Annotated in this window: 23 protein-coding genes; 10 read left to right on the top strand and 13 right to left on the bottom strand. The window is 52.8% G+C overall.

What is annotated here, in order from left to right; translation table 11 throughout:
* Positions 1–19 precede the first annotated feature (19 nt).
* The 11 genes from fis to On2M_RS21785 form a co-directional block, all read right to left on the bottom strand.
* Positions 20–316: a DNA-binding transcriptional regulator Fis gene (gene fis, locus On2M_RS21835; protein ID WP_000462905.1), complete on the bottom strand. Its 297-nt coding sequence runs from the start codon at positions 314–316 to the stop codon at positions 20–22.
* A gap of 25 nt (positions 317–341) precedes the next feature.
* On the bottom strand, positions 342–1,307 hold the full coding sequence (gene dusB, locus On2M_RS21830) for a tRNA dihydrouridine synthase DusB (protein WP_003025224.1): 966 nt from the start codon (positions 1,305–1,307) through the stop codon (positions 342–344).
* 298 nt (positions 1,308–1,605) lie between these two features.
* Entirely contained in the window at positions 1,606–2,382 is a 777-nt protein-coding gene (locus On2M_RS21825; protein ID WP_210905447.1) for a carbonic anhydrase family protein, read from the bottom strand.
* A 127-nt stretch (positions 2,383–2,509) separates the two neighbouring features.
* Positions 2,510–3,391 (bottom strand): 50S ribosomal protein L11 methyltransferase, encoded by an 882-nt coding sequence (prmA, locus tag On2M_RS21820; protein WP_151217898.1) that lies wholly within the window; start codon positions 3,389–3,391, stop codon positions 2,510–2,512.
* Positions 3,392–3,402: 11 nt separating this feature from the next.
* Positions 3,403–4,854, bottom strand: coding sequence for a sodium/pantothenate symporter (panF, locus tag On2M_RS21815; RefSeq protein WP_151217897.1), 1,452 nt, complete (start codon positions 4,852–4,854; stop codon positions 3,403–3,405).
* Entirely contained in the window at positions 4,844–5,086 is a 243-nt protein-coding gene (locus On2M_RS21810) for a YhdT family protein (protein ID WP_016154721.1), read from the bottom strand. The genes panF and On2M_RS21810 overlap by 11 nt, the downstream gene beginning before the upstream one ends.
* A gap of 107 nt (positions 5,087–5,193) precedes the next feature.
* Positions 5,194–6,543 (bottom strand): acetyl-CoA carboxylase biotin carboxylase subunit, encoded by a 1,350-nt coding sequence (gene accC / locus On2M_RS21805; protein WP_003025213.1) that lies wholly within the window; start codon positions 6,541–6,543, stop codon positions 5,194–5,196.
* Positions 6,544–6,553: 10 nt separating this feature from the next.
* Positions 6,554–7,024 (bottom strand): acetyl-CoA carboxylase biotin carboxyl carrier protein, encoded by a 471-nt coding sequence (gene accB / locus On2M_RS21800; RefSeq protein WP_003025210.1) that lies wholly within the window; start codon positions 7,022–7,024, stop codon positions 6,554–6,556.
* Positions 7,025–7,416: 392 nt separating this feature from the next.
* Entirely contained in the window at positions 7,417–8,016 is a 600-nt protein-coding gene (msrQ, locus tag On2M_RS21795; protein ID WP_151224439.1) for a protein-methionine-sulfoxide reductase heme-binding subunit MsrQ, read from the bottom strand.
* On the bottom strand, positions 8,017–9,021 hold the full coding sequence (gene msrP / locus On2M_RS21790) for a protein-methionine-sulfoxide reductase catalytic subunit MsrP (protein WP_210905446.1): 1,005 nt from the start codon (positions 9,019–9,021) through the stop codon (positions 8,017–8,019).
* A gap of 119 nt (positions 9,022–9,140) precedes the next feature.
* Complete coding sequence (locus tag On2M_RS21785; protein WP_151217894.1) at positions 9,141–10,115, bottom strand: MDR family oxidoreductase; 975 nt, start codon at positions 10,113–10,115, stop codon at positions 9,141–9,143.
* 225 nt (positions 10,116–10,340) lie between these two features.
* Here On2M_RS21785 and csrD point away from each other — a divergent pair, with 225 nt between their 5' ends.
* Positions 10,341–12,281 carry an RNase E specificity factor CsrD gene (gene csrD / locus On2M_RS21780; protein ID WP_210905445.1) on the top strand — a complete coding sequence of 647 codons (1,941 nt, stop codon included), beginning with the start codon at positions 10,341–10,343 and terminating at the stop codon, positions 12,279–12,281.
* A gap of 8 nt (positions 12,282–12,289) precedes the next feature.
* Here the strand turns inward: csrD and On2M_RS21775 are convergent, their stop codons facing one another.
* Complete coding sequence (locus On2M_RS21775) at positions 12,290–12,610, bottom strand: hypothetical protein (protein ID WP_153752135.1); 321 nt, start codon at positions 12,608–12,610, stop codon at positions 12,290–12,292.
* On the opposite strand from On2M_RS21775, the gene mreB reads away from it, so the two are divergent.
* The 7 genes from mreB (at position 12,588) to tldD (ending at position 22,704) form a co-directional block, all read left to right on the top strand.
* Positions 12,588–13,631, top strand: coding sequence for a rod shape-determining protein MreB (gene mreB / locus On2M_RS21770; RefSeq protein ID WP_000913396.1), 1,044 nt, complete (start codon positions 12,588–12,590; stop codon positions 13,629–13,631). The genes On2M_RS21775 and mreB overlap by 23 nt on opposite strands.
* A 64-nt stretch (positions 13,632–13,695) precedes the next feature.
* Positions 13,696–14,718, top strand: coding sequence for a rod shape-determining protein MreC (mreC, locus tag On2M_RS21765; protein WP_151217893.1), 1,023 nt, complete (start codon positions 13,696–13,698; stop codon positions 14,716–14,718).
* On the top strand, positions 14,719–15,207 hold the full coding sequence (mreD, locus tag On2M_RS21760; protein WP_151217892.1) for a rod shape-determining protein MreD: 489 nt from the start codon (positions 14,719–14,721) through the stop codon (positions 15,205–15,207). It abuts the gene before it with no gap.
* 8 nt (positions 15,208–15,215) lie between these two features.
* Positions 15,216–15,809, top strand: a complete 594-nt coding sequence (locus On2M_RS21755) for a nucleoside triphosphate pyrophosphatase (protein ID WP_151217891.1) — start codon at positions 15,216–15,218, stop codon at positions 15,807–15,809.
* Positions 15,799–17,268 (top strand): ribonuclease G, encoded by a 1,470-nt coding sequence (gene rng / locus On2M_RS21750; RefSeq protein ID WP_187253338.1) that lies wholly within the window; start codon positions 15,799–15,801, stop codon positions 17,266–17,268. The genes On2M_RS21755 and rng overlap by 11 nt, the downstream gene beginning before the upstream one ends.
* Positions 17,269–17,382: 114 nt before the next feature.
* Positions 17,383–21,183 (top strand): AsmA2 domain-containing protein YhdP, encoded by a 3,801-nt coding sequence (gene yhdP, locus On2M_RS21745; RefSeq protein WP_151217890.1) that lies wholly within the window; start codon positions 17,383–17,385, stop codon positions 21,181–21,183.
* A 75-nt stretch (positions 21,184–21,258) separates the two neighbouring features.
* Positions 21,259–22,704: a metalloprotease TldD gene (gene tldD / locus On2M_RS21740; protein WP_151217912.1), complete on the top strand. Its 1,446-nt coding sequence runs from the start codon at positions 21,259–21,261 to the stop codon at positions 22,702–22,704.
* 86 nt (positions 22,705–22,790) lie between these two features.
* On the opposite strand, the gene aaeR is transcribed toward tldD, so the two are convergent.
* Positions 22,791–23,720: an HTH-type transcriptional activator AaeR gene (gene aaeR / locus On2M_RS21735; protein ID WP_210905444.1), complete on the bottom strand. Its 930-nt coding sequence runs from the start codon at positions 23,718–23,720 to the stop codon at positions 22,791–22,793.
* 184 nt (positions 23,721–23,904) lie between these two features.
* Between aaeR and aaeX the strand changes: the two genes are divergently transcribed.
* Positions 23,905–24,108 (top strand): p-hydroxybenzoic acid efflux pump operon protein AaeX, encoded by a 204-nt coding sequence (gene aaeX / locus On2M_RS21730; RefSeq protein ID WP_151217888.1) that lies wholly within the window; start codon positions 23,905–23,907, stop codon positions 24,106–24,108.
* 7 nt (positions 24,109–24,115) lie between these two features.
* Positions 24,116–25,048, top strand: coding sequence for a p-hydroxybenzoic acid efflux pump subunit AaeA (gene aaeA / locus On2M_RS21725; protein ID WP_003025174.1), 933 nt, complete (start codon positions 24,116–24,118; stop codon positions 25,046–25,048).
* The last annotated feature ends 4 nt before the right edge of the window (positions 25,049–25,052 follow it).

Below are 25,052 nucleotides of genomic sequence, written 5' to 3'. Positions count from 1 at the left end.
AACACTTAACTGATTAGTATCAGTTCATGCCGTATTTTTTCAGTTTTTTACGCAGCGTACCACGGTTGATGCCCATCATCAGGGCAGCACGGGTCTGGTTGCCGCGGGTGTATTGCATCACCATGTCCAACAGGGGCTGTTCTACTTCAGCCAGTACCAGCTCATAGAGATCGTTAACATCCTGACCATTCAATTGAGCAAAATAGTTCTTCAGTGCCTGTTTAACCGAGTCACGCAGGGGTTTTTGAGTTACCTGGTCCTGAGAGTTAACGGTAGAAACGGTCAGTACGTCAGAATTTACGCGTTGTTCGAACATAGTTCTGTCAGCTCTTTATTTCTGTTTACGCAAAATTTTCGAAGTATGCCTCCAACGCCGCCAGCTGTTCGCTGGAATCTTCAATGGCGTTGAATGTGCGCCGAAACTGGTCATCCGGAGCGTGTTCCTGGAGATACCAGGATACGTGTTTACGCGCAATTCGGTACCCTTTTGCCTGACCATAAAAGTCGTGCAGTTCCCGAACGTGCGCACAAAGCAAGCGCTTAACCTCTGCCAGAGGCAGCGGGGGCAGCAGCTCCCCAGTGTCCAGATAATGCTGGATTTCCCGAAAGATCCAGGGTCTTCCCTGAGCTGCACGTCCTATCATAAGGGCATCCGCCCCTGTATAGTCGAGTACAGCTCTGGCTTTATGCGGGTCAGTAATGTCGCCATTCGCGATAATCGGAATGGAAACTTTCTGCTTAACTGCCCGAATACTGTCGTACTCAGCATCTCCATTGAACAAACAGGCGCGGGTGCGTCCATGAATGGTCAGAGCCTGAATGCCACAGTCTTCAGCCAGTTGGGCAATCTCTACGCAGTTACGGTGTTCCGGAGCCCAGCCGGTGCGAATCTTGAGCGTGACAGGAACGTCCACTGCATTGACGACCTCGGTTAGTATTGATTTCACTAGATCCGGGTACTGCAAAAGGGCTGAACCTGCGAGCTTACGATTCACTTTTTTAGCCGGACACCCCATATTGATATCAATAATCTGGGCGCCGCTTTCCACGTTAATTCGTGCGGCATCGGCCATCTCAACAGGGTCGCTACCGGCAATTTGCACCGTGCGAATTCCTGGCTCATCAACGTGCACCATCCGTAAACGAGACTTGTCACTTTCCCAAACCTGCGGGTTAGATGACATCATCTCGGATACCGTCAACCCGGCTCCCATCTCATAGCACAGCGTCCTGAATGGTCTGTCAGTGATGCCAGCCATAGGTGCTGCGATCAGGCGATTTCTGAGCTGGTATTGTCCGATGCGCATGAGTTAAGAAATGACCATACTGTGACTGCAAGGCGGCGTATATTACGCATTTTTCGCACGAGATGAAAGGCCAAACTTTGACCAATCCACTGAGGTGGATCAATGAATTGCCGTAAATATGAGCGCATTAAAATATTTGATCATGTAAATCATAGCGTTATAAAAAAGTGCCGATTTTATATACACATATAATTTTGCGTAACTTCTCATTTTTTCTTCAGCGGCAGAAGGTACTGACAAGATATTCTGCTGAATTAATCAGCAAATAACCTCACCATTGTGTGATCGCTACCTCATTTTAGTACAGGATCTCGGTATCTCCGGAATTGCTTTCCTCAATTTTGCGTTCATTCAGCGGCTGCGGTGGGCGATTATTCGCAGACCCAACAATGTAGTGAAATTTATCCAACTGGTCGGCGGAAAGGGTAACTGGCGTTTTCAGTACAGTCCAGGTCACGCCTTCAGTGCAGGGAGGAGTAGTTAGCGAACCGCTATAACGCCAGTAGGATTTATCATCGGGTAAAAGGTGGTTGATATTGACTGGCGAAAAAATGGGCATGCTATTGTCCTTCATGGTTGGAAAGGATTCCCACAGATTTTGAATCGCTTGGTTAGGTTCATCGACATCAAACATGACCGCTACGATGGCGATGTCTCCGTGTTGGTTTTTGTGGACTAACTGCAGCTCCAGAGGATAGTTTTTTCCGTTGAGGGTATGTTCGCTCGGTGCGTGAAAATCTAATTGTTTCAGATAATAAATTTTTTCATCAACATTAATAGAGTTTGAAGTATAGGGACTCATTGTTCCCTGTAGCGTATGGTTGATGCTACGAAATCTTGTCGGGCCATCGACGTATTGTATGTTGAGCGCAGGAAGGCTGAGTTTATTGGTTGTGGCGGTCTGGATATCAATGGGTGATTGATTTATTCCAGTTTGGCACGTTGCATACTCACTGCTAATTTCTCCCCACCGTGCAGGGCCGGTCTCTCCGATATATCCCCATGATGCGGCAAGCGTTGTCAGGGGCATCAAGCATGCTGTTAGTAAAGTTGTTGTAAAACGATAGAAATGCATACGTACACTCAACGAAAACAATATAAAAATTAACAAAATCAATTAAATATTGTATATCGAGGAGAGGTATCGCTGTGCTGGTCAATTGTCTGAAAATGGCGTGGTCAGATAACCACGCCGGAAGGGATTATTTTTTCTTACCGGTAATGCGGCACCATTCTTCTTTCTCGATAACCGGATCGAGCGTAAAGAGATCGGCATAGGCCTCACAGACGCTTTCCGCCTGACTGGCAAGAATGCCAGAAAGCCCCAGTAAACCGCCCTCAACGGGCAGTACGCTGATTAACGGCGCCAGTTCACGTAATGGACCCGCGAGGATGTTGGCGACCACCACGTCGGCTTTCATCGCTTCTGGCTGGTCTTTCGGTAGATAAAGCTCAAGACGCTCAGAAACACCATTCCGTTGAGCGTTATCACGGCTGGCCTGAATTGCTTGCGGATCGATATCGACACCGATGGCTTTCGCTGCGCCCAGCTTCAGGGCCGCAATCGCTAGAATGCCTGAGCCGCAACCAAAGTCGATAACCGTTTTGCCGTTTAGATCGAGACCGTCCAGCCATTGCAGGCACAGCGAAGTGGTTGGATGAGTACCTGTACCAAACGCCAGACCCGGGTCCAGCATTACGTTGACGGCATTCTCATCCGGGACATCGCGCCAGCTCGGGCAAATCCACAAGCGTTCACCAAAACGCATCGGGTGGAAGTTATCCATCCATTCGCGTTCCCAGTCTTTATCTTCAAGCTGTTCGATTTTATGCGCGAAGCCTTCACCCAGCAGCGGATGCTGTTCCAGGATGGCAACGACTTCTTTCATGTCGGTTTCTGCGTCGAACAAGCCGATAACATCGGTATCACCCCACAGGCGAGTTTCGCCCGGCAGAGGCTCAAATACCGGCGTATCATGCGTATCCTGGAAAGTAATGGAAACGGAGCCCGCTTCCATCAGCGCATCGCTTAACTCTTCAGCGTTGGCACCGGTCGTGTTCAGTTTTAGTTGGATCCATGGCATGGCAAAACTCTTTATTTATCAGTAGTCAATATGGCAGCTTGCGGGACGGTGGAACCGAAACGGTTACCGATCAGGAAAGCCAGCAAGCTTATCAGTAACGAAGGCACAATCGGATGAAAGCCCAGGTACTGAACGTTAAAGGTCGCGAGTACGGCATAAAGCACGCCGCCGACAATCATCGCACTCAATGCGCCAGCAGCATTTGCTCGTTCCCAGTACAGGCCCAGCACCAGCGGCCACAGGAAGACGGCTTCCAACCCGCCAAACGCCAGCAGGTTAAGCCAGATAATCATCTCTGGCGGTTTCCAGGCAGCCAGCAGCAGTAACGCGCCGAGCAGCAGGGTAATCACGGCCGACATGCGCTTCAGCCGGGTTTCATTTTTAAGCTGTTCCGGACGAAGGTTCAGGTACAGATCCTTAATGATCGTAGCGGAACTTTGCAGCAATTGGGCATTGATCGTCGACATGATCGCGGCCATGGGAGCCGCAAGGAAGATCCCGGCAGCTACCGGTGGCAACACTTTTACCATCAGGGTCGGGATAACCAGATCCGGTACCGTCAGATCAGGGATTACCGCCCGTCCTAATGCACCTGCCAGATGCATACCAAACATCAGGATCGCCACTACGATGGTGCCGATGATAATTCCGCGGTGGACTGCTTTGCTGTCTTTATAGGAGATACAGCGTACTGCCGTATGTGGCAGGCCAATTACGCCAAAACACACCAATACCCAAAATGAGGTCATAAACGTGGGTGACAGAATGTCATCCGCACCCTGCGGTGAGACCAGTTTCGGGTCGATGGTCTGTAGGGTTACCACTGCATTGCTAAGGCCACCGGCGGCATGAACGACGCCGATCAGCAGCACGATAGTACCAATCAGCATTACCATGCCTTGCATGGTATCGTTCAGTACGCTGGCACGAAATCCGCCGAACGCAGTATACAATGCGATACTGACGCCAAAGATCAGCAGACCGGTTTCGTAAGGAATGCCCGCTGCGGTTTCCAGCAATCGTGCGCCGCCAATAAACTGTACGGTCATTGCTCCAACAAACGCGACCAGCAGGCTCAGGCTTGCCAGCCACACCAGTAGACGACTCTGGTAGCGGGCAAACAGCATGTCGTTAAGGGTAACGGCATTATAGCGGCGCGCCAGAATGGCGAATTTCTTCCCGAGAATCCCCAAAGAGAGCCACACGGCAGGCAACTGGATCATTGCCAACAGCACCCATCCCAATCCGTATTTGTAAGCCGCGCCAGGGCCGCCAATAAACGAACTGGCGCTAATGTAGGTTGCCGTTAGCGTCATGGCTAACACGACCCCACCCATCGAGCGGCTGCCGAGGAAATATTCGTTCAGGAAAGTACCGGTCGCTCTCTTACGCATGGCGTAAACAGAGAGACCGAAGACCACCAACAGATAGGCGACCAGCGGCAAAATAACTTCAAGCTGCATCGTCATCCTCCAACGGAATGTCGCGATAGATAAACTTCACCATCGCCCAGCACAGTACGATGAAAACCAGCGGCGTTAGCAGGCAGGCCATTTCGAACCAGTGCGGTAAGCCGGTAAAGCCGAGCGTGGAATCTGGTAAGTAAGCGGCCACTAACCATGTGGCAAGATATAAAAGGGTCAGCCACAGCGCCCAGCGCGCCTCTTTATGGGCCTGAACAAAACGAGCGTCCATTTTTTGTCCCTTGTAGATAAAGAAAGCGGGGATTGTACCTTATGGCGCGTACGGGAGGGGAGAAAAACAAAAGGCCGGAATTTCCGGCCTTTTCGGTTAACGCATGCTTACTTTTCCTGGAGTCCGAGTTTTTTCTCCAGATAGTGGATATTCGTTCCACCATGCTGGAAGTGCTCGTCATTCATGATGCGGATCTGCAGATCAACGTTGGTTTTGATACCGTCGATGATCAGTTCCTGCAATGCGTTTTTCATACGGGCGATTGCTACGTCGCGGTTTTCACCGTAGCAAATGAGCTTCCCGATCATTGAGTCATAGTACGGAGGTACTGTGTAGCCTGCGTAAATATGAGACTCCCAGCGCACACCAAATCCGCCCGGCGCGTGGAAACGCGTGATTTTACCCGGGCTTGGCAGGAAGGTGTTCGGGTCTTCGGCGTTGATACGGCATTCAACCGCATGGCCTTTAACCACAACTTCATCCTGCTTGATGGACAGCGGTTGTCCCGCAGCGATACGCAGCTGCTCTTTGATCAGGTCAACGCCGGTGATCATTTCGGTAACCGGGTGTTCAACCTGAATACGGGTGTTCATCTCAATGAAGTAGAACTCACCGTTTTCGAACAGAAACTCGAAAGTACCCGCGCCACGATAGCCGATATCAACACACGCTTTGGCGCAACGCTCACCGATGTAGCGACGCAGTTCCGGGGTAATGCCCGGTGCTGGTGCTTCTTCGACGACTTTCTGGTGACGACGCTGCATGGAACAGTCACGCTCAGCCAGATAAATCGCGTTACCCTGACCGTCTGCCAGCACCTGGATTTCGATATGGCGTGGGTTTTCCAGGTACTTCTCCATGTAAACCATATCGTTGTTGAAAGCCGCTTTCGCTTCCGCTTTGGTCATGGAGATGGATTGTGCCAGTTCGGCATCGCTACGTACGACGCGCATACCGCGACCGCCGCCGCCGCCGGAGGCTTTGATGATAACCGGATAACCGATGCGTTTAGCATGAGCGCGGTTAGCGTCCATGTCATCGCCCAGCGGGCCATCAGAGCCTGGTACTGTCGGTACGCCAGCTTTCTTCATGGCGGTGATCGCAGACACTTTGTCGCCCATCAGGCGGATTGTGTCGGCTTTCGGACCGATGAAGATAAAGCCGGAACGTTCTACCTGCTCAGCAAAGTTAGCGTTCTCAGAGAGGAAGCCATAACCCGGGTGAATTGCCACCGCGCCAGTGATTTCAGCAGCGCTAATGATAGCCGGAATGTTCAGATAGCTTTTTACGGACGCAGCCGGGCCAATACAGACCGTCTCATCCGCCAGCAATACGTGTTTTAAATCGCGATCCGCGCTTGAATGCACCGCGACAGTCTTGATGCCCAGTTCTTTACAGGCACGAAGAATACGCAAGGCAATCTCGCCGCGGTTGGCGATAACAATTTTATCCAACATGTTCGCCTCGTTATTCGATGACGACCAGCGGCTCGTCAAATTCTACCGGTTGACCGCTTTCTACCAGAATCGCTTTAACTACGCCGGATTTGTCGGCTTCGATCTGGTTCATCATTTTCATGGCTTCAACGATGCACAGGGTATCGCCCGCATTCACTTTCTGGCCGATCTCGATGAACGCTTTAGCATCCGGGCTCGGGGTGCGGTAGAACGTACCAACCATTGGGGAGCGTACGATGTGACCACTGATTTCCGCTGCTGCCGGAGCTTCCATACTTGGAGAGGCAGTTTGTGCGACAGCGTTAGACAGAGCTGGCTGCTGCATCACTGGTGCAGCATAAGCTTGTTGCATCATTGGAAAACTTGCAGCTGGCGCTGCACGGCTGATGCGTACAGACTCTTCGCCTTCAGAAATTTCCAGTTCGGAGATGCCTGATTCTTCAACCAGCTCGATCAGTTTTTTAATCTTACGAATATCCATGAGTGGGTTCCGTACTCTTTGTTTAGTGAGATTGTGACAAGCGTTTTACCGCCGTCTGTATAGCATTTTTATAACAGTGAGTGACAAGATGCCACGCATCTCAGGCGTTGCACTGGGTGCTGCGGCCATTATATGAGATTGCCAGACTTGTTAGTCATTGTGCGGCTATCTTCTGCCATTTTCGGGTAAAAGACAAAATATACCTTCAATATGCGAATGTCACCCTTTCCACGCCGTAAAAACGCTACCGGGGATAGCAAAGTCGCACATTATAACTATTTCGTAGCAATTGGCAGCTAAATACTGGTCTTATCAGGGAAGATAATCAACCGTTAACATGTAAAGAAAATCGGATCGTCCGCATTTTGCAACGTACTGCACATATCGTGAAACTACCGCCACCACTGGCGAAACTTCTTGTAGCGGCAGGCTAACAGCACCGCCGCGAGTGCGGCATAAATAATCGGTTGAGGGGAGATAATTTTTACCGACCACAGATAATGTATGGGTGCCAGAATCGCCACAAGATAGACGAAGTTGTGCAGATACTGCCATTTTTTCCCCAGCTTTCGCTGTGCCGCCTGCGTGGACGTTAAGGTGAGGGTGAATAAGATCACCCAACTGACAATGCCCAGCATCAAGTAAGGTCGCGTGATTAACTCCCGCCCTAACAACGTCAGATTATTAATACCCAACTCCAGGAGCGCATAGCTGGTTAAATGCAATGTCGCCCAGGCGAAACACCATAGCCCTAACAGGCGACGCGTGCGTATCAATAATGGCTGTTTAGCGTAGCGCGCGAGTGGAGAGACCAGCAAGGTCGCCAACAAGAATTTCAGAGCTGTCCTACCGGTAAAGTGCTGGATATCTTTGACCGGGTCGGCGCTCAGTCCACCGTGGTTTACCGCCCAAAATAGCCAGACAAACGGTAAAAAGCCTGCAAGATGCAGGCAAACTTTCAGCCCGGTAATGTGCTTTGCAGTCAGGCGCACTTAAAAATTCTCCTGCAGATTAAGTCCTCGATACAGCGAAGCGACTTCGTCGGCGTAACCGTTAAACAGCAGCGTGGGCTGGCGCTGAACGTCCAGAATACCGCCTGCGCCAATAAAACGCTCTGTGGCCTGGGACCAGCGGGGATGATCGACATGCGGATTAACGTTGGCATAAAACCCGTATTCGTTGGGGGCAGCCAGGTTCCAGGTGGTCGGGGGACGTTCGCGGGTGAGTTTAATACTCACGATCGACTTAATGCCTTTAAATCCGTATTTCCACGGCACAATCAGGCGGATGGGCGCGCCATTTTGTGGGGGAAGGGCCTTACCATAAACCCCTACGGTGAGCAGTGTGAGTGGATGCATCGCTTCATCCAGACGCAGCCCTTCAACATAGGGATACTTCAGCCCGCCGCCAATAAAGCGATCCTTTTGTCCTGGCATTTCATCCGGCGCGTAGCGCGTTTCGAACGCAACATACTTTGCGTTGCCGGTCGGTTCAACCTGTGCCAGCAGTTTATGTAACGGAAACCCAATCCACGGCACGACCATTGACCAGGCTTCCACGCAGCGCATCCGATAAATCCGTTCTTCCAGCGGGAAACGGGCGGTTAGTGCATCGTGATCGAGGGTGAGTGGTTTTGCCACCTCGCCACTGATTTGCAACGTCCACGGATCGGTTTTCAGGCTGCCTGCATTGGCTGCCGGATCCGCCTTATCGAGACCGAACTCGTAGAAGTTGTTGTAGCCAGAAACCTTATCCGCAGGCGTTAAAGGAAGCGAATTTTGCCAGACGGCGGGCTTACTGTAATCAAGCGGCTTACCTGCGGGTGCTGGAGGGCGATCGTTGCCCTTAAACCAGCTAAGAAGATCGGCCTGCGCAGAGAGGGGCAAAGACAACGCGGCAGCGCTGATCCCTAATGCTTTCAGAACCTGGCGGCGCTGCATAAAAAAAGCCGACTCGTCAGTGACGTCGGCTTCTGTAAATGGACGTAATTTCTTCATAACAGACTCCCGGCTTACGCGTCATAACTGACAGGGGACGCGTAGTTAATATGGCAGGGAGTCTGAAGATATGCCGTGAAATTTGGTTAATTAAGTGTAAATTTCTGCGCCACTGTCTATTACTTCACTTTCACCAGCGTACGGCCTTGCACCTGGTTATTGATGATGGCATCGGCGAACTTCGGTGCATCTGCCAGCGTAATTTCCGTGGCGGCCTGAGCATAGAACGATTCCGGCAAATCCTTCACCAGTCGCGCCCAGGCTTGTGCACGCCGTTCCGGAGGAGTCATCACTGAGTCTACCCCTTGCAAACGAACGTTACGCAGAATGAACGGCATCACCGTAGTCGGCAGAGTAAAACCGCCTGCCAGGCCACAGGCGGCAACGCAGCCGCCGTAGTTCATCTGTGCCAGTACTTTCGCCAGGACTTTGTCACCAACCGTATCAACTGCACCAGCCCACAGTTGTTTTTCCAGCGGGCGTGATTCTGCAAACTCATCGCGACCAAGAATACGGCTAGCGCCCAGGCTTTTCAGGTAGTCGTGGGTGCTTTCGCGACCCGAAACCGCCGCAACCTGATAACCCAGCTTATGCAGTAACGCAATGGCCGTGCTGCCCACGCCGCCACTTGCGCCGGTGACAACAATCTCACCGTCTTGCGGGCGGATGCCGGCATCTTCCAGCGCCATGACGCACAGCATGGCGGTAAAACCGGCGGTACCGATGACCATGGCTTTACGTCCGTCCAGCCCTTTTGGCAGCGCAACCAGCCAGTCGCCTTTCACGCGTGCGCGTTCTGCCAGTCCACCCCAATGATTTTCACCCACGCCCCAGCCGGTCAGCAAAACTTCCTGACCTGCATGAAAACGGGGATCTTCGCTTGCGCGAACGGTACCGGCGAAATCGATACCAGGAATCATCGGAAAATTACGAATGATTTTACCCTTGCCAGTGATAGCCAGGGCGTCTTTGTAGTTCAGGCTTGACCAGTGGATATCCACCGTCACATCGCCTTCCGGTAGCTGATTTTCGTCGAGGGGTTGAACGGATGCGAGGGTTTTTCCGTCCTGCTGTTCTAAGATCAAAGCCTGCATAACCTGTCCTCAATTCGTCTGGTGGATTGGAAAATTAATTATGAAGACTATACTCGCTAATCAAAACATGATGCCGATTCTGCGCAATAAATTGCCAGATATACCTGATTTGGTAGTATGCCCACACTGTTTGTATAAATGGACGGATTTTGCGTTCAGCTTTGCATTTGCGCGTCGCTTTATCACTTTCATGCCTGTTTCATAACTGTCGGAGTTAACACAAGGATGCGATTAACGACGAAATTTTCAGCTTTTGTCACGCTGCTTACTGGGTTAACGATTTTCGTAACTCTCATCGGCTGCTCGCTGAGTTTCTACAACGCAGTTCAATATAAGTTCACCACCCGTGTTCAGGGGGTGGCGACGGCGATTGATACTCAACTTGTCTCCCGCGATGTCGTTGCGTTAACCCCGCAAATCGATGAACTGATGGTTTCGGTTGATATCGTGCGTATACAACTGATGCAGGGCGAGCACGTGGTGTATGAGCACTCCCGCACCAGCAGCTATCGCCCGGCGGGGACAAATAATCTCTATCGCGATATCACCGTCCCGTTGATCAAGAACCCGGGTATGTCGCTGCGTCTGGTTTATCAGGATCCGATGGGTAACTATTTCCATTCGCTGCTGACCACCGCACCGCTCACGCTGGCGATTGCTTTCATTATACTTATGCTCTTTTTGTCGGTGCGCTGGCTTCAGCGTCAGCTTTCAGGGCAAGAGCTGCTGGAGATTCGTTCAACGCGCATTCTGAATGGTGAACGTGGACCGAACGTGCGGGGAACGGTCTATGAATGGCCAGCACGTACCAGTAGCGCGCTCGATATGCTCCTGGCCGAGATTCAAAATGCTCGCGAACAACGCAGTCGCCTCGATACACTGATTCGTTCCTATGTGGCGCAGGATACAAAAACCGGGCTAAGTAACCGCTTGTTTTTTGATAACCAACTGGCAACGCTACTGGAAGATCAGGAAAAAGTGGGATCGCATGGCGTCGTGATGATGGTGCGCCTTCCAGACTTTACGCTGCTGCGCGATAGCTGGGGAATTACCCTCGCGGAAGAACAAATTTCAATGCTCATCAATTTATTGTCGACTTTTATGACGCGCTATCCAGGCGCGTTGCTGGCGCGCTACCACCGTAGCGATTTTGCCATCCTGCTGCCGCACCGCACGTTGAAAGAGGCGGAAAGCATCGCGGGGCAATTATTAAAAGCGGTGGACGCGCTTCCGGCTAATAAAATGATCGATCGTGCCGATATGATTCATATCGGCATTAGTGTTTGTCGCAGCGGGCAGTCGACAGAACAAGTGATGGATCATGCCGAAGCCGCCACGCGGAATTCGGTATTACAGGGTGGGAACAGCTGGTCGGTCTATGATGATTCACTGCCGGAAAAAGGTCGGGGCAACGTACGCTGGCGAACGCTAATCGAACAGATGCTCAGTCGGGGCGGGCCGAGAATTTATCAAAAGCCTGCGGTAACGCGTGAAGGACGAGTACATCATCGGGAGCTGATGTGCCGTATTTTTGATGGCAGCGAAGAGGTTATTTCGGCGGAATATATGCCGATGGTGCTGCAGTTTGGCCTGGCTGAAGAGTATGACCGTCTGCAAATCAGCCGTTTGATCCTGCTGTTGGGGTACTGGCCGCAGGAAAGTCTGGCGATGCAGACAACGGTTGAATCACTCATTCGCCCGCGTTTTCAGCGCTGGCTACGTGATACGCTGATGCAGTGCGAAAAATCATTACGCAAACGCATAATTATTGAACTTGCGGAGGCAGATGTCTGTCAACATATCAGCCGGTTACAACCCGTCATCAGATTGATGGGGGCGCTGGGTGTGCGAATCGCTGTGACGCAGGCGGGCCTAACGCTGGTGAGTACCAGTTGGATCAAGGAGCTTAACGTTGAGTTATTGAAGCTACATCCAAGCCTGGTGAGGAATATTGATAAACGAACGGAAAACCAGCTGCTGGTTCAAAGCCTGGTAGAGGCCTGTTCAGGAACACCAACGCAGGTTTACGCCACGGGCGTTCGTTCGCGTAGTGAGTGGCACACGCTGACGGAACGCGGAGTTGCTGGTGGGCAAGGGGATTTTTTTGCCGCATCACAGCCACTTGACACTAACGTGAAAAAATATTCGCAAAGATACTCGGTTTAACCTGCCGTTTAATTTGTTTTCACGTAGAATAACGCGCGCTGTGCCTTCTGGGGGTGTGCTTGTCTGCTCGCCAGGTTGTAACAGCAAACATGCAGGTGAATGACCTTTGACAGGTTGCAAACAAAAGCGAGGAGTGCTGCTGATTTATTCAGCCCTGATGGACTCAGGCCGGTTTTGTAACAAAGGAAACGAACTGCACTAATTTTCACCGTAGCAGATGATTTTTGCGCCTTGTCGCTGCTGCGTGTGGTTGGTAAAGTAAGCGGATTTTGTTTTCCGCCCCAGCTTTCAGGATTATCCCTTAGTATGTTGAAAAAATTTCGTGGCATGTTTTCCAATGACCTGTCCATTGACCTGGGTACCGCGAATACCCTTATTTATGTAAAAGGACAAGGCATCGTATTGAATGAGCCTTCTGTTGTGGCCATTCGTCAGGATCGTGCCGGTTCGCCGAAAAGCGTGGCTGCAGTAGGTCATGATGCGAAGCAGATGCTGGGTCGTACGCCGGGCAATATTGCTGCAATTCGCCCAATGAAAGACGGCGTTATCGCTGACTTCTTCGTGACTGAAAAAATGCTCCAGCACTTTATCAAACAAGTGCACAGCAATAGCTTCATGCGCCCAAGCCCGCGCGTACTGGTGTGTGTACCGGTTGGAGCAACGCAGGTTGAACGCCGTGCGATCCGTGAATCCGCACAGGGCGCTGGTGCCCGTGAAGTCTTTCTGATCGAAGAGCCGATGGCGGCTGCGATCGGTGCCGGTCTGCCAGTTTCTGAAGCAACCGGTTCTATGGTTGTGGATATCGGTGGTGGTACGACTGAAGTTGCCGTTATCTCCCTGAACGGCGTGGTTTACTCCTCTTCTGTTCGTATTGGTGGTGACCGCTTTGATGAAGCCATCATTAATTATGTTCGTCGTAACTACGGTTCTTTGATCGGTGAAGCCACCGCAGAACGTATTAAACACGAAATCGGTTCCGCCTATCCGGGCGACGAAGTCCGCGAGATCGAAGTTCGCGGTCGTAACCTGGCAGAAGGTGTTCCACGCGGCTTTACCCTGAACTCCAACGAGATTTTGGAAGCCCTGCAGGAACCTCTGACCGGTATCGTAAGCGCGGTAATGGTTGCACTGGAACAGTGCCCGCCAGAGCTGGCGTCTGATATCTCTGAACGCGGCATGGTGCTGACCGGTGGTGGCGCGCTGCTGCGTAACCTTGACCGTCTGTTAATGGAAGAAACCGGTATTCCAGTTGTTGTTGCTGAAGATCCGCTGACCTGCGTGGCGCGCGGTGGTGGCAAGGCGCTGGAAATGATCGATATGCACGGCGGCGACCTGTTCAGCGAAGAGTAATCGGATGCAGGCTGGGTAGCCCGCGGGTTGCCCTTCCGCTCTGATACGAGAATACGCATAGACTATGAAGCCAATTTTTAGCCGTGGCCCGTCGCTACAGATTCGCCTTATTCTGGCGGTGCTGGTGGCGCTCGGCGTTATTATTGCCGACAGCCGCCTGGGTACGTTTAGTCAAATCCGAACGTACATGGATACCGCCGTCAGTCCTTTCTACTTTATCTCAAATGCTCCCCGTGAATTACTCGACGGCGTTTCACAAACGCTGGCTTCGCGCGATCAACTCGAACTTGAAAACCGGGCGTTGCGTCAGGAACTGCTGCTGAAAAACAGCGAGCTGCTGATGTTGGGGCAATATAAACAGGAGAACGCGCGATTGCGCGAGCTGCTGGGATCGCCGCTACGTCAGGACGAACAAAAGATGGTGACGCAGGTCATCTCAACGGTTAATGACCCTTACAGCGATCAGGTCGTGATCGACAAAGGGAGCGTTAACGGCGTCTATGAAGGTCAGCCGGTTATTAGCGACAAAGGCGTTGTGGGTCAGGTCGTTGCTGTGGCTAAACTGACCAGCCGCGTGCTGCTGATTTGCGACGCGACGCATGCACTACCGATCCAGGTCCTGCGTAATGATATTCGCGTGATCGCTGCGGGTAACGGCTGCACCGACGATCTTCAGCTCGAACATCTGCCGGCCAATACCGACATTCGCGTTGGCGATGTGCTGGTTACCTCGGGCCTGGGCGGACGTTTCCCTGAAGGTTATCCGGTCGGTGTCGTTTCATCGGTTAAGCTGGACACGCAGCGCGCATATACCGTGATTCAGGCGCGCCCGACCGCCGGTCTGCAGCGTCTGCGCTATCTGCTGCTGTTGTGGGGTGCCGATCGCAATGGCGCAAATCCGATGACGCCAGAAGAAGTGCACCGTGTTGCCAATGAACGTCTGATGCAAATGATGCCGCAAGTTCTGCCTGCACCTGAAGCAATGGGACCGCCTGCGCCCATGCCAGCTCCTGCAACAGGCGTGACTCCTGCGCCTGCGGATACCACATCGCCACAGCCTGCTCCGCGTAAGCCGGGAGGACAGTAAGTGGCAAGCTATCGTAGCCAGGGACGTTGGGTGATTTGGCTCTCGTTCCTTATTGCACTGTTGCTGCAAGTCATGCCCTGGCCGGACGACATTCTGGTTTTCCGGCCGAACTGGGTGCTGCTTATCTTGTTGTACTGGATCCTTGCGCTGCCGCATCGCGTAAATGTAGGCACAGGATTTGTGATGGGTGCCATACTGGATCTCATCAGCGGTTCCACCCTTGGCGTGCGTGCACTGTCGATGAGTATCATTGCTTATCTGGTCGCGCTGAAATTCCAGCTATTCCGCAACCTCGCACTCTGGCAACAGGCGCTGGTAGTCATGTTGTTATCACTGGTCGTGGATATTATTGTTTTCTGGGCCGAGTTTTTAGTGATCAATGTCTCTTTCAGACCCGAAGTGTTCTGGAGTAGTGTAGTGAATGGTGTGCTTTGGCCATGGCTATTCTTACTGATGCGTAAGGTCCGTCAGCAGTTTGCGGTGCAATAAAGGTTGATATGAATACTCTGTATCTTGCTTCAGGTTCTCCACGTCGCCAGGAGTTGCTTGCTCAGCTTGGTGTTACGTTTGAACGGCTGGTTCCTGGAATTGAAGAACAGCGCCACCCGCAGGAAAGTGCGCAGCAGTATGTTTCGCGTCTGGCGCGCGAAAAAGCGCAGGCTGGCGTGGCGCTGGCCGCGCGCGATTTGCCGGTATTGGGGGCGGATACCATTGTTATCCTTAATGGCGAGGTGCTGGAAAAACCACATGACGCCGACCATGCCGCTGCAATGCTGCGTAAACTGTCGGGCAAAACGCATCAGGTCATGACCGCCGTAGCATTGGCCGATCGCCAGCACAGTCTGGACTGTCTGGTGATGACGGAAGTGACGTTCAGAGCACTAACCGATGAGGACATCGCGGGTTATGTTGCCAGCGGTGAACCAATGGATAAAGCAGGTGCATACGGTATTCAAGGGTTGGGTGGCTGTTTTGTCAGGAAGATCAATGGCAGCTATCACGCCGTAGTCGGCTTACCGCTGGTAGAAACGTATGAGTTGCTGACCAATTTTAACGCACTGCGTGATAAAAGGGATAAACATGACGGCTGAATTGTTGGTAAACGTAACGCCATCGGAAACACGGGTGGCTTACATTGATGGTGGTATTCTGCAGGAAATTCATATTGAACGTGAGGCGCGACGCGGAATCGTAGGCAATATCTACAAAGGTCGTGTAAGTCGTGTACTTCCGGGTATGCAGGCGGCTTTTGTAGATATTGGGCTTGATAAAGCCGCATTTCTTCACGCTTCGGACATCATGCCGCACACCGAATGCGTGGCGGGTGAAGAACAAAAACAGTTCACCGTGCGCGACATCTCTGAACTGGTGCGCCAGGGTCAGGACCTGATGGTGCAGGTAGTAAAAGATCCGTTGGGTACTAAAGGCGCCCGTCTTACCACGGATATCACGCTGCCTTCCCGTTATCTCGTCTTTATGCCGGGGGCGTCGCACGTTGGCGTTTCCCAACGTATCGAAAGCGAAATTGAACGCGAACGCCTGAAAAAAGTGGTGGCGGATTACTGCGATGAGCAGGGCGGATTCATTATTCGTACGGCGGCAGAAGGCGTCTGCGAAGAAGATCTGGCTTCGGATGCGGCCTACCTGAAGCGTGTCTGGACGAAAGTCATGGAACGTAAGAAACGCCCGCAAACGCGCTATCAAATGTACGGTGAGCTGGCGCTCGCGCAGCGCGTGTTGCGCGATTTTGCTGACGCCCAGCTTGATCGGATCCGCGTCGACTCCCGCCTGACGTACGAAGCGTTAATGGAATTCACGGCTGAATATATGCCTGAAATGACCAGTAAGCTTGAGCATTACAGCGGTCGCCAGCCTATCTTTGATCTGTTTGACGTTGAGAATGAAATCCAACGTGCGCTGGAGCGTAAAGTTGAACTCAAGTCAGGTGGTTATCTGGTTATCGACCAGACTGAAGCGATGACCACCGTCGATATTAATACTGGCGCGTTTGTTGGGCATCGTAATCTCGACGACACTATCTTTAATACTAATATTGAAGCAACGCAGGCTATTGCCCGTCAGCTGCGTCTGCGTAACCTCGGCGGCATTATTATTATCGATTTTATCGACATGAATAATGAAGACCACCGTCGCCGGGTGCTGCACTCTCTGGAGCAGGCTCTGAGCAAGGATCGCGTAAAAACCAGCATCAACGGTTTTTCACAGCTGGGTCTGGTAGAGATGACGCGCAAACGCACGCGCGAAAGCGTGGAACATGTGTTGTGCAACGAGTGTCCGACCTGCCATGGGCGCGGCACGGTGAAAACGGTGGAAACCGTGTGCTATGAAATCATGCGTGAAATTGTGCGCGTTCACCATGCATATGAATCCGATCGTTTCCTGGTATATGCCTCTCCGGCGGTGGCTGAAGCCCTGAAGGGGGAGGAGTCTCATGCGTTGGCGGAAGTTGAAATCTTTGTCGGCAAGCAGGTCAAGGTTCAAATTGAACCGCTGTATAACCAGGAGCAGTTCGACGTCGTCATGATGTAATCTGGCCTGGTAAACGCCTGATGGCGATACCTCGCAGGCCGGAGCAGGCGTTCACGCCGCCATCCGGCAACACGGTTTTGTGAGTCACATTTTTTGGTAGACAAGGAGAGGCGCGTGAGGCGATTGCCGGGGATATTACTGCTCACTGGAGCCGCATTCGTTGTCATCGCAGCGCTGCTGGTCAGTGGGCTGCGCCTGGCGCTACCTCATCTTGACAGTTGGCGGCCTGTCATCCTTGGCAAGATTGAATCCGCCACCGGTCTGCCGGTTTCCGCCAGTGAGCTTTCCGCAAGTTGGCAAAATTTCGGTCCTACGCTTGAAGCGCGCGATATCCATGCGCAGCTAAAAGACGGTGGCGAATTTTCGGTAAAGCGCGTCACGTTAGCGCTGGATGTCTGGCAAAGCTTACTGCACATGCGCTGGCAGTTCCGCGACCTCACCTTTTGGCAATTGCAACTGCGCATCAATACCCCCATCCAGCACAGTGAAAGCGGTGACGGAATTGAAGCCGGCCACCTCAGCGATCTCTTTCTGCGTCAGTTTGATCATTTCGATCTGCGCGACAGCCAGATTAGTTTCTTAACCCTCTCTGGCCAGCGTGCAGAACTGGCGATCCCACAGCTTACCTGGCTGAACGGTAAAAACCGCCATCGTGCAGAGGGCCTGGTCAGTCTCTCCAGTCTGACCGGGCAGCACGGTGTTATGCAGGTGCGTATGGATTTGCGCGACGATGACGGGCTGTTGAATAACGGTCGGGTCTGGCTGCAAGCCGATGACATCGACGTCAAACCGTGGCTGAGTAAATGGATGCAGGATAATGTTGCGCTGCAAACTGCGCGTTTCAGCCTGGAAGCCTGGATGACGATTAGCAAAGGGGTCGTTTCCGGCGGTGATGTCTGGCTGAAAAAAGGCGGGGCAAGTTGGCTGGGTGATGAGCATACTCACACGCTCTCTGTCGATAACCTGACGGCGCACATTACCCATGAAGGACCGGGCTGGCAATTCTCGATCCCTGACACCCGTATCACCATGGACGATAAACCCTGGCCGAGCGGGGCATTAACGCTGGCCTGGGTCCCTGAGCAGGAAGTCGGTGGTGAGAATCATAAACGCAGTGATGAGTTACGCATTCGTGCCAGTAACCTGGAATTGGCTGGGTTGGAGGGGCTGCGCCCGATGGCGGCCAGGATATCGCCTGCACTGGGTGATATCTGGCGGGCCACGCAGCCGAGCGGAAAGATAGATGTGCTGGCGTTGGATATCCCACTGCAGGCGACAGAAAAAACTCGCTTCCAGTCCTCGTGGAGCAATCTGGCCTGGAAACAGTGGAAGCTGCTACCAGGGGCTGAGCATTTCTCCGGTACGCTTGCGGGCAGCGTTGAAAATGGTGCACTCACCGCTTCGATGAAGCAAGCTAAAATGCCGTACGAAACCGTTTTCCGCGCACCGCTGGAAATAGAGAACGGCGTGGCGACGCTAAGCTGGCTGAAGAATGAGAAAGGCTTTCAGTTAGACGGGCGCAACATTGATGTGAAAGCGAAAGCGGTACGTGCGCGCGGTGGTTTTCGCTATCTGCAACCCACTGGAGATGAACCGTGGTTAGGTATTCTGGCTGGCATCAGCACCGACGACGGCTCCCAAGCCTGGCGCTACTTCCCGGAAAATCTGATGGGCAAAGACCTGGTTGACTACCTCAGTGGCGCTATTCAGGGCGGCGAAGCGGATAACGCCACGCTGGTGTATGGCGGTAACCCGCATCTGTTCCCGTATCTGCATAATGAGGGGCAATTTCAGGTCCTGGTGCCGCTACGCAACGCGAAATTTGCTTTCCAGCCCGACTGGCCTGCGCTTACTGACCTCAATATTGAACTGAATTTCATTAACGACGGTCTGTGGATGAAGACGGATAGCGTTAATCTGGGCGGCGTGAAGGCCAGTAATCTGACGGCCAATATCCCCGACTATGCCAAAGAAAAACTGCTGATTGATGCCGATATTAACGGACCAGGCAAGGCGGTCGGACCTTATTTTGATGAGACGCCGCTGAAGGATTCCCTCGGCGCCACGCTAGAGCAGTTGCAGATTGACGGCGATGTGAATGCTCGCTTACATCTGGATATTCCGCTAGACGGCTCGCTGGTTACCGCGAAAGGTGATGTCAACCTTCGTAATAACAGCCTGTTTATTAAACCGCTCGACAGCACGCTGAAGAATTTGAACGGTAAATTCAGCTTTATCAATGGCGATTTAAAGAGCGAGCCGATGACGGCGAACTGGTTTAATCAGCCGCTGAACGTCGACTTTTCCACGACCGAAGGGGCGAAAGCCTATCAGGTAGCCGTGAATCTGCAAGGTGACTGGCAGCCAACCCGTATGGGGATTTTACCGGCGCAGGTCAACGATGCGTTAAGCGGCAGCATGGCGTGGAATGGCAAGGTAGGTATCGATCTCCCGTATCATGCGGGGCCGACTTACGACATAGAGATAAAAGGCGACCTGAAGAATGTAAGTAGTCACTTACCTTCTCCCCTGAATAAGGCTGCCGGTGAGGCGTTGCCGGTTAACGTTAAGGCCAACGGCAATCTGCGCAGTTTTGATCTGACCGGCAACGCGGGCAGTAAGAATCACTTTAACAGCCGCTGGTTGCTGAATCAGAAACTGACGCTTGACCGCGCAATCTGGACGTCGGAAAGCCGTACCGTGCCCGCGTTACCCGATCAACAAGGCATTGAGCTTAATCTTCCCCCTATGGATGGGGCGCAATGGCTGGCTTTGTTCCAGAAAGGTGCTGCGGATAACGTTGGGACCAACGCCAACTTCCCTCAGCGCATCACGGTACGTACGCCAGCGTTATCCCTGGGTGGCCAGCAGTGGAATAATTTAAGTATTGTGTCTGAGCCGTCAATCAATGGCTCCACCGTGCAGGCGCAGGGCCGCGAAATTAACGCCACGCTGGCGATGCGCAATAACGCGCCGTGGCTGGCCAATATTAAGTATCTTTATTACAACCCAAGTGCGGCAAAACCGTCACCGAATAGTACGCCCGCTTCGCCGTTTTCCACCATCGACAACGTCAGCTTCCGTGGCTGGCCGGATCTTCAACTACGCTGTGCCGAGTGCTGGATGTGGGGACAGAAATACGGTCGCATTGACGCCGATGTCGCGATTAAAGGCGACACGCTCACCTTGAGTAACGGCCTGTTGGATACCGGTTTTGCCAGACTGACCACCGACGGCGTGTGGGTGAATGCGCCGGGCAAGGAGCGGACGTCGCTGAAGGGTAAACTGAGTGGCAATAAAATTGACTCCGCGGCCAACTTCTTTGGCGTATCGACCCCGATTCGCAACTCTTCGTTCAACGTTGAGTACGATCTGCACTGGCGTAACCCGCCGTGGGATCCAGATTTAGCTTCGCTGAATGGCATTTTGCGTACCCGCCTGGGCAAAGGTGAGCTTACAGAACTCAGTACCGGTCATGCGGGACAACTGTTACGCCTGTTAAGCTTTGATGCGTTGCTGCGTAAACTGCGCTTTGATTTCAGCGATACCTTCAGCGAAGGCTTCTATTTCGACTCGATTCGCAGCACGGCGTGGATCAAAGATGGCGTGATGCATACTGATGATACGCTGGTGGACGGTCTGGAAGCCGATATTGCGATGAAAGGCTCGGTGAACCTAGTACGCCGGGAGTTGAATATGGAAGCGGTGGTCGCGCCAGAGATTTCTGCCACCGTAGGGGTTGCCGCTGCGTTTGCCGTCAACCCGATTGTTGGTGCGGCGGTGTTTGCTGCCAGTAAGGTATTGGGACCGCTGTGGAGCAAAGTGTCGATTCTGCGCTATCGCATCACTGGTCCGATCGATAAGCCACAGATCAACGAAGTTCTGCGTCAGCCGCGCAAAGAAAGCCAGCAATGATTTGACGGGGGCGAGTAATTGCCCCAATCTCACTACATAGATCTTCTACCGCAGTAACTAATGAGTAGCAAAACGATGAGTCTGAACCTGGTAAGTGAACAATTGCTAGCGGCGAATGGCCTGAAACATCAGGATCTGTTTGCCATCCTGGGCCAACTGGCCGAACGCCGCCTTGATTACGGCGATCTCTATTTTCAGTCGAGCTATCACGAATCCTGGGTTTTAGAAGACCGCATCATTAAAGATGGTTCTTACAATATCGATCAGGGCGTTGGCGTGCGAGCCATCAGCGGCGAAAAAACAGGGTTTGCCTATGCAGACCAGATTAGCCTGCTGGCGCTGGAACAAAGTGCTCATGCCGCTCGTACCATCGTGCGTGACAACGGTGATGGCAAAGTAAAAACGCTGGGGGCGGTGGAGCACCAGGCGCTTTATACCTCAGTTGATCCCCTGCAGAGCATGAGCCGTGAAGAGAAGCTGGATATTCTGCGCCGCGTAGACAACGTGGCGCGTGCCGCAGACAAGCGCGTTCAGGAAGTGACCGCCAGTCTGACCGGTGTTTATGAACTGATTCTGGTGGCGGCGACCGACGGTACGCTGGCCGCTGACGTCCGTCCGTTGGTGCGTTTGTCGGTAAGCGTACAGGTTGAAGAGGATGGCAAGCGTGAACGCGGCGCCAGCGGTGGCGGCGGGCGTTTTGGCTATGACTATTTCCTTGCCAATCTCGATGGCGAAGTCCGTGCTGACGCATGGGCGAAAGAGGCCGTACGCATGGCGTTGGTTAACCTCTCTGCAGTGGCCGCGCCTGCCGGTACGTTGCCGGTGGTGCTCGGCGCTGGCTGGCCTGGCGTTCTGCTGCATGAAGCGGTCGGTCATGGTCTGGAAGGTGACTTTAACCGCCGTGGCACGTCGGTATTCAGCGGTCACATGGGTGAACTGGTGGCGTCAGAATTGTGTACCGTGGTGGATGACGGCACAATGGCGGACCGTCGTGGTTCCGTGGCTATCGATGACGAAGGTACGCCGGGTCAGTACAACGTGCTGATCGAAAATGGCATTCTGAAAGGCTATATGCAGGACAAACTCAATGCGCGCCTGATGGGAGTCGCGCCAACGGGTAACGGTCGCCGTGAATCTTACGCGCACCTGCCGATGCCGCGTATGACTAACACCTATATGCTGCCGGGGAAATCCACGCCGCAGGAAATCATCGAATCCGTTGAATACGGTATTTATGCACCTAACTTCGGCGGCGGCCAGGTGGATATCACCTCCGGGAAATTTGTATTCTCGACGTCCGAAGCGTATCTGATTGAGAACGGTAAAGTGACCAAACCGGTGAAAGGCGCAACGTTAATTGGCTCCGGTATCGAAGCGATGCAGCAGATTTCGATGGTGGGTAACGACCTGAAACTGGATAACGGGGTTGGCGTGTGCGGTAAAGAAGGGCAGAGCCTGCCGGTGGGCGTGGGCCAGCCCACGCTGAAGGTGGATAACCTGACCGTGGGTGGCACCGCATAACATCATGATGTATGCCCGATAAGCACCAGTGCGATCGGGCACCTTTCCGGATGCGGCGTCAATGCCTTATCCGGCCTACACTTTTTTTATTTCTCTTTTCCCCGACCGTACATTCCCTGGAATAGCTTCGCCACATCGACAAAATAGTCTGTCAGATAGTTAATCACTACCTGCACCTTGAGTGGCAATTTGTCTTTTTCGGTATACAGCGCGTAGACCGGACGCGGATCCGACTGGTAGCGGGGAAGCAGGATCTCCACTTCGCCACGATTGATCTCATTGATCACCCACATCAGCGGTACATAGGCAATGCCCGTGCCTGCGGCCAGCCAGCGTACCAGCGTCATCGGATCGTTAGTCACGAAGCGCCCCTCTGGGATCAGGCGGGTGGAGATGCCCTCCGGAGCGATAAGCTCGAATTCATTATCCGGGCGCACGCTGTATTCCAGCCACGAGTGGTTGCTGAGATCGGCGGGTTTCTCCGGGGTGCCAAACTGCGCGAGATAGCTTTTCGCGGCGCAGACCACCATCGGCATAGCTCCCAAACGGCGTGAAAACAGGCTGGAGTCCTGCAACGCGCCGACGCGGATAACTACGTCCAGACCATCCGCGATTAAATCCGGGGCCGGAATGCCGGTTACCAGATTTACCGTCAATCCCGGATACTCTTTCAGCATCGTGGCGGTCAACCCGGCGAGGACATTTTGTGCCATAGTTGAAGAGCAGCCAATGCGCAGGGTACCGATAGGCGTGTTGTTAAAGGCATAAAGTTGCTCGTGAACATCCTGTGCTTCGTGCAGCATCCGGCGGCAGCCCTGATAATAAATTTTACCGGCTTCAGTTAGCCCAATGCTGCGCGTACTGCGGTTTAGCAGCTTGACCTGTAACTCATCTTCCAGTTTGGAGACCGTCTGGCTTATTGATGAAACGCTCATTTGTAGCTGTCTTGCGGCGGCGGTGAAGGAGCCCAGTTCGACAACTTTGGCGAACACCGACATACGTTTTAATCGTTCCATTGTTCACTCTGACTTAAAAGTGATTTAGATCACATAATATAGATAACAGCATAACAGTTACGTTAATATATTATTATTCAAATAACGGCTATGTCGCTCTCGCCTGGCTCATCCTCGCCCTTCTCTGCGGTGACATACGCTAGAAAAACTATCATCTGCACTCTCTTACGTTACCAAGGTCAACATGAGTCTGTTTCCCGTTATCGTGGTGTTTGGTTTGTCCTTCCCACCGATTTTTTTCGAATTACTTTTGTCACTGGCGATTTTCTGGCTGGTGCGTCGGGTGCTGGTTCCGACTGGTATCTATGATTTTGTCTGGCATCCGGCTCTGTTTAACACCGCGCTGTATTGCTGTCTGTTCTACTTAACAACGCGCCTGTTCGTTTGAGGTTGAAGTGAAAACACTAACAAGAAAACTCTCCCGCACGGCCATTACCGTGATACTGGTCATTCTGGCCTTCATCGCCATTTTCCGCGCATGGGTGTTCTACACCGAGTCGCCGTGGACGCGTGATGCCCGTTTCAGCGCCGATGTTGTCGCCATTGCGCCGGATGTTGCGGGCCTTATTACCAACGTTAACATCCATGATAACCAACTGGTGAAAAAGGATCAGATCCTGTTCACCATCGATCAGCCACGCTATAAGAAAGCCCTTGAACAGGCTGAAGCTGATGTCGCTTATTATCAAGTTCTGGCGCAGGAAAAACGCCAGGAGGCCGGTCGTCGTAACCGACTTGGCGTGCAGGCCATGTCTCGTGAAGAGATCGATCAGTCAAACAACGTCCTGCAAACCGTATTACACCAGCTTGCGAAGGCACAAGCGACCCGCGACCTGGCGAAATTAGATCTGGAGCGTACCGTTATCCGCGCGCCAGCAGATGGCTGGGTGACTAACCTGAACGTCTATAGCGGCGAATTTATTACGCGCGGGTCCACGGCGGTGGCGTTAGTCAAACAGCATTCTTTCTATGTGCTGGCGTATATGGAAGAAACCAAACTGGAAGGCGTTCGTCCTGGGTATCGCGCTGAAATCACCCCGCTTGGCAGTAATAATGTGCTGAAGGGGACTGTTGATAGTGTGGCGGCTGGCGTAACGAATGCCAGCAGCACGCGGGACGCCAAGGGTATGGCGACCATTGATTCCAATCTTGAATGGGTACGTCTGGCGCAGCGTGTGCCGGTGCGAATTCGCCTTGATGAGCAGCAGGGAACCTTGTGGCCTGCCGGGACGACCGCGACCGTCGTCATTACCGGCAAGCAGGATCGCGATGCCAGTCAGGAATCTTTCTTCCGTAAAATGGCGCACCGCCTGCGCGAATTTGGTTAATCGC

Origin of the sequence: Citrobacter sp. On2M, assembly GCF_018035235.1 — a bacterium.
GTDB lineage: Bacteria > Pseudomonadota > Gammaproteobacteria > Enterobacterales > Enterobacteriaceae > Citrobacter > Citrobacter meridianamericanus.
Note: the sequence above shows the minus strand (reverse complement) of the source record. Positions and strands in the feature narration are given on the sequence as shown.

What these genes read in the sequence shown, in the direction of transcription:
- fis (WP_000462905.1), bottom strand. Translation starts at nt 316, where the DNA reads ATGTTCGAACAACGCGTAAATTCTGACGTACTGACCGTTTCTACCGTT.
- dusB (WP_003025224.1), bottom strand. Translation starts at nt 1,307, where the DNA reads ATGCGCATCGGACAATACCAGCTCAGAAATCGCCTGATCGCAGCACCT.
- On2M_RS21825 (WP_210905447.1), bottom strand. Translation starts at nt 2,382, where the DNA reads ATGCATTTCTATCGTTTTACAACAACTTTACTAACAGCATGCTTGATG.
- prmA (WP_151217898.1), bottom strand. Translation starts at nt 3,391, where the DNA reads ATGCCATGGATCCAACTAAAACTGAACACGACCGGTGCCAACGCTGAA.
- panF (WP_151217897.1), bottom strand. Translation starts at nt 4,854, where the DNA reads ATGCAGCTTGAAGTTATTTTGCCGCTGGTCGCCTATCTGTTGGTGGTC.
- On2M_RS21810 (WP_016154721.1), bottom strand. Translation starts at nt 5,086, where the DNA reads ATGGACGCTCGTTTTGTTCAGGCCCATAAAGAGGCGCGCTGGGCGCTG.
- accC (WP_003025213.1), bottom strand. Translation starts at nt 6,543, where the DNA reads ATGTTGGATAAAATTGTTATCGCCAACCGCGGCGAGATTGCCTTGCGT.
- accB (WP_003025210.1), bottom strand. Translation starts at nt 7,024, where the DNA reads ATGGATATTCGTAAGATTAAAAAACTGATCGAGCTGGTTGAAGAATCA.
- msrP (WP_210905446.1), bottom strand. Translation starts at nt 9,021, where the DNA reads ATGAAGAAATTACGTCCATTTACAGAAGCCGACGTCACTGACGAGTCG.
- On2M_RS21785 (WP_151217894.1), bottom strand. Translation starts at nt 10,115, where the DNA reads ATGCAGGCTTTGATCTTAGAACAGCAGGACGGAAAAACCCTCGCATCC.
- csrD (WP_210905445.1), top strand. Translation starts at nt 10,341, where the DNA reads ATGCGATTAACGACGAAATTTTCAGCTTTTGTCACGCTGCTTACTGGG.
- mreB (WP_000913396.1), top strand. Translation starts at nt 12,588, where the DNA reads ATGTTGAAAAAATTTCGTGGCATGTTTTCCAATGACCTGTCCATTGAC.
- On2M_RS21775 (WP_153752135.1), bottom strand. Translation starts at nt 12,610, where the DNA reads ATGCCACGAAATTTTTTCAACATACTAAGGGATAATCCTGAAAGCTGG.
- mreC (WP_151217893.1), top strand. Translation starts at nt 13,696, where the DNA reads ATGAAGCCAATTTTTAGCCGTGGCCCGTCGCTACAGATTCGCCTTATT.
- On2M_RS21755 (WP_151217891.1), top strand. Translation starts at nt 15,216, where the DNA reads ATGAATACTCTGTATCTTGCTTCAGGTTCTCCACGTCGCCAGGAGTTG.
- rng (WP_187253338.1), top strand. Translation starts at nt 15,799, where the DNA reads ATGACGGCTGAATTGTTGGTAAACGTAACGCCATCGGAAACACGGGTG.
- tldD (WP_151217912.1), top strand. Translation starts at nt 21,259, where the DNA reads ATGAGTCTGAACCTGGTAAGTGAACAATTGCTAGCGGCGAATGGCCTG.
- aaeR (WP_210905444.1), bottom strand. Translation starts at nt 23,720, where the DNA reads ATGGAACGATTAAAACGTATGTCGGTGTTCGCCAAAGTTGTCGAACTG.
- aaeX (WP_151217888.1), top strand. Translation starts at nt 23,905, where the DNA reads ATGAGTCTGTTTCCCGTTATCGTGGTGTTTGGTTTGTCCTTCCCACCG.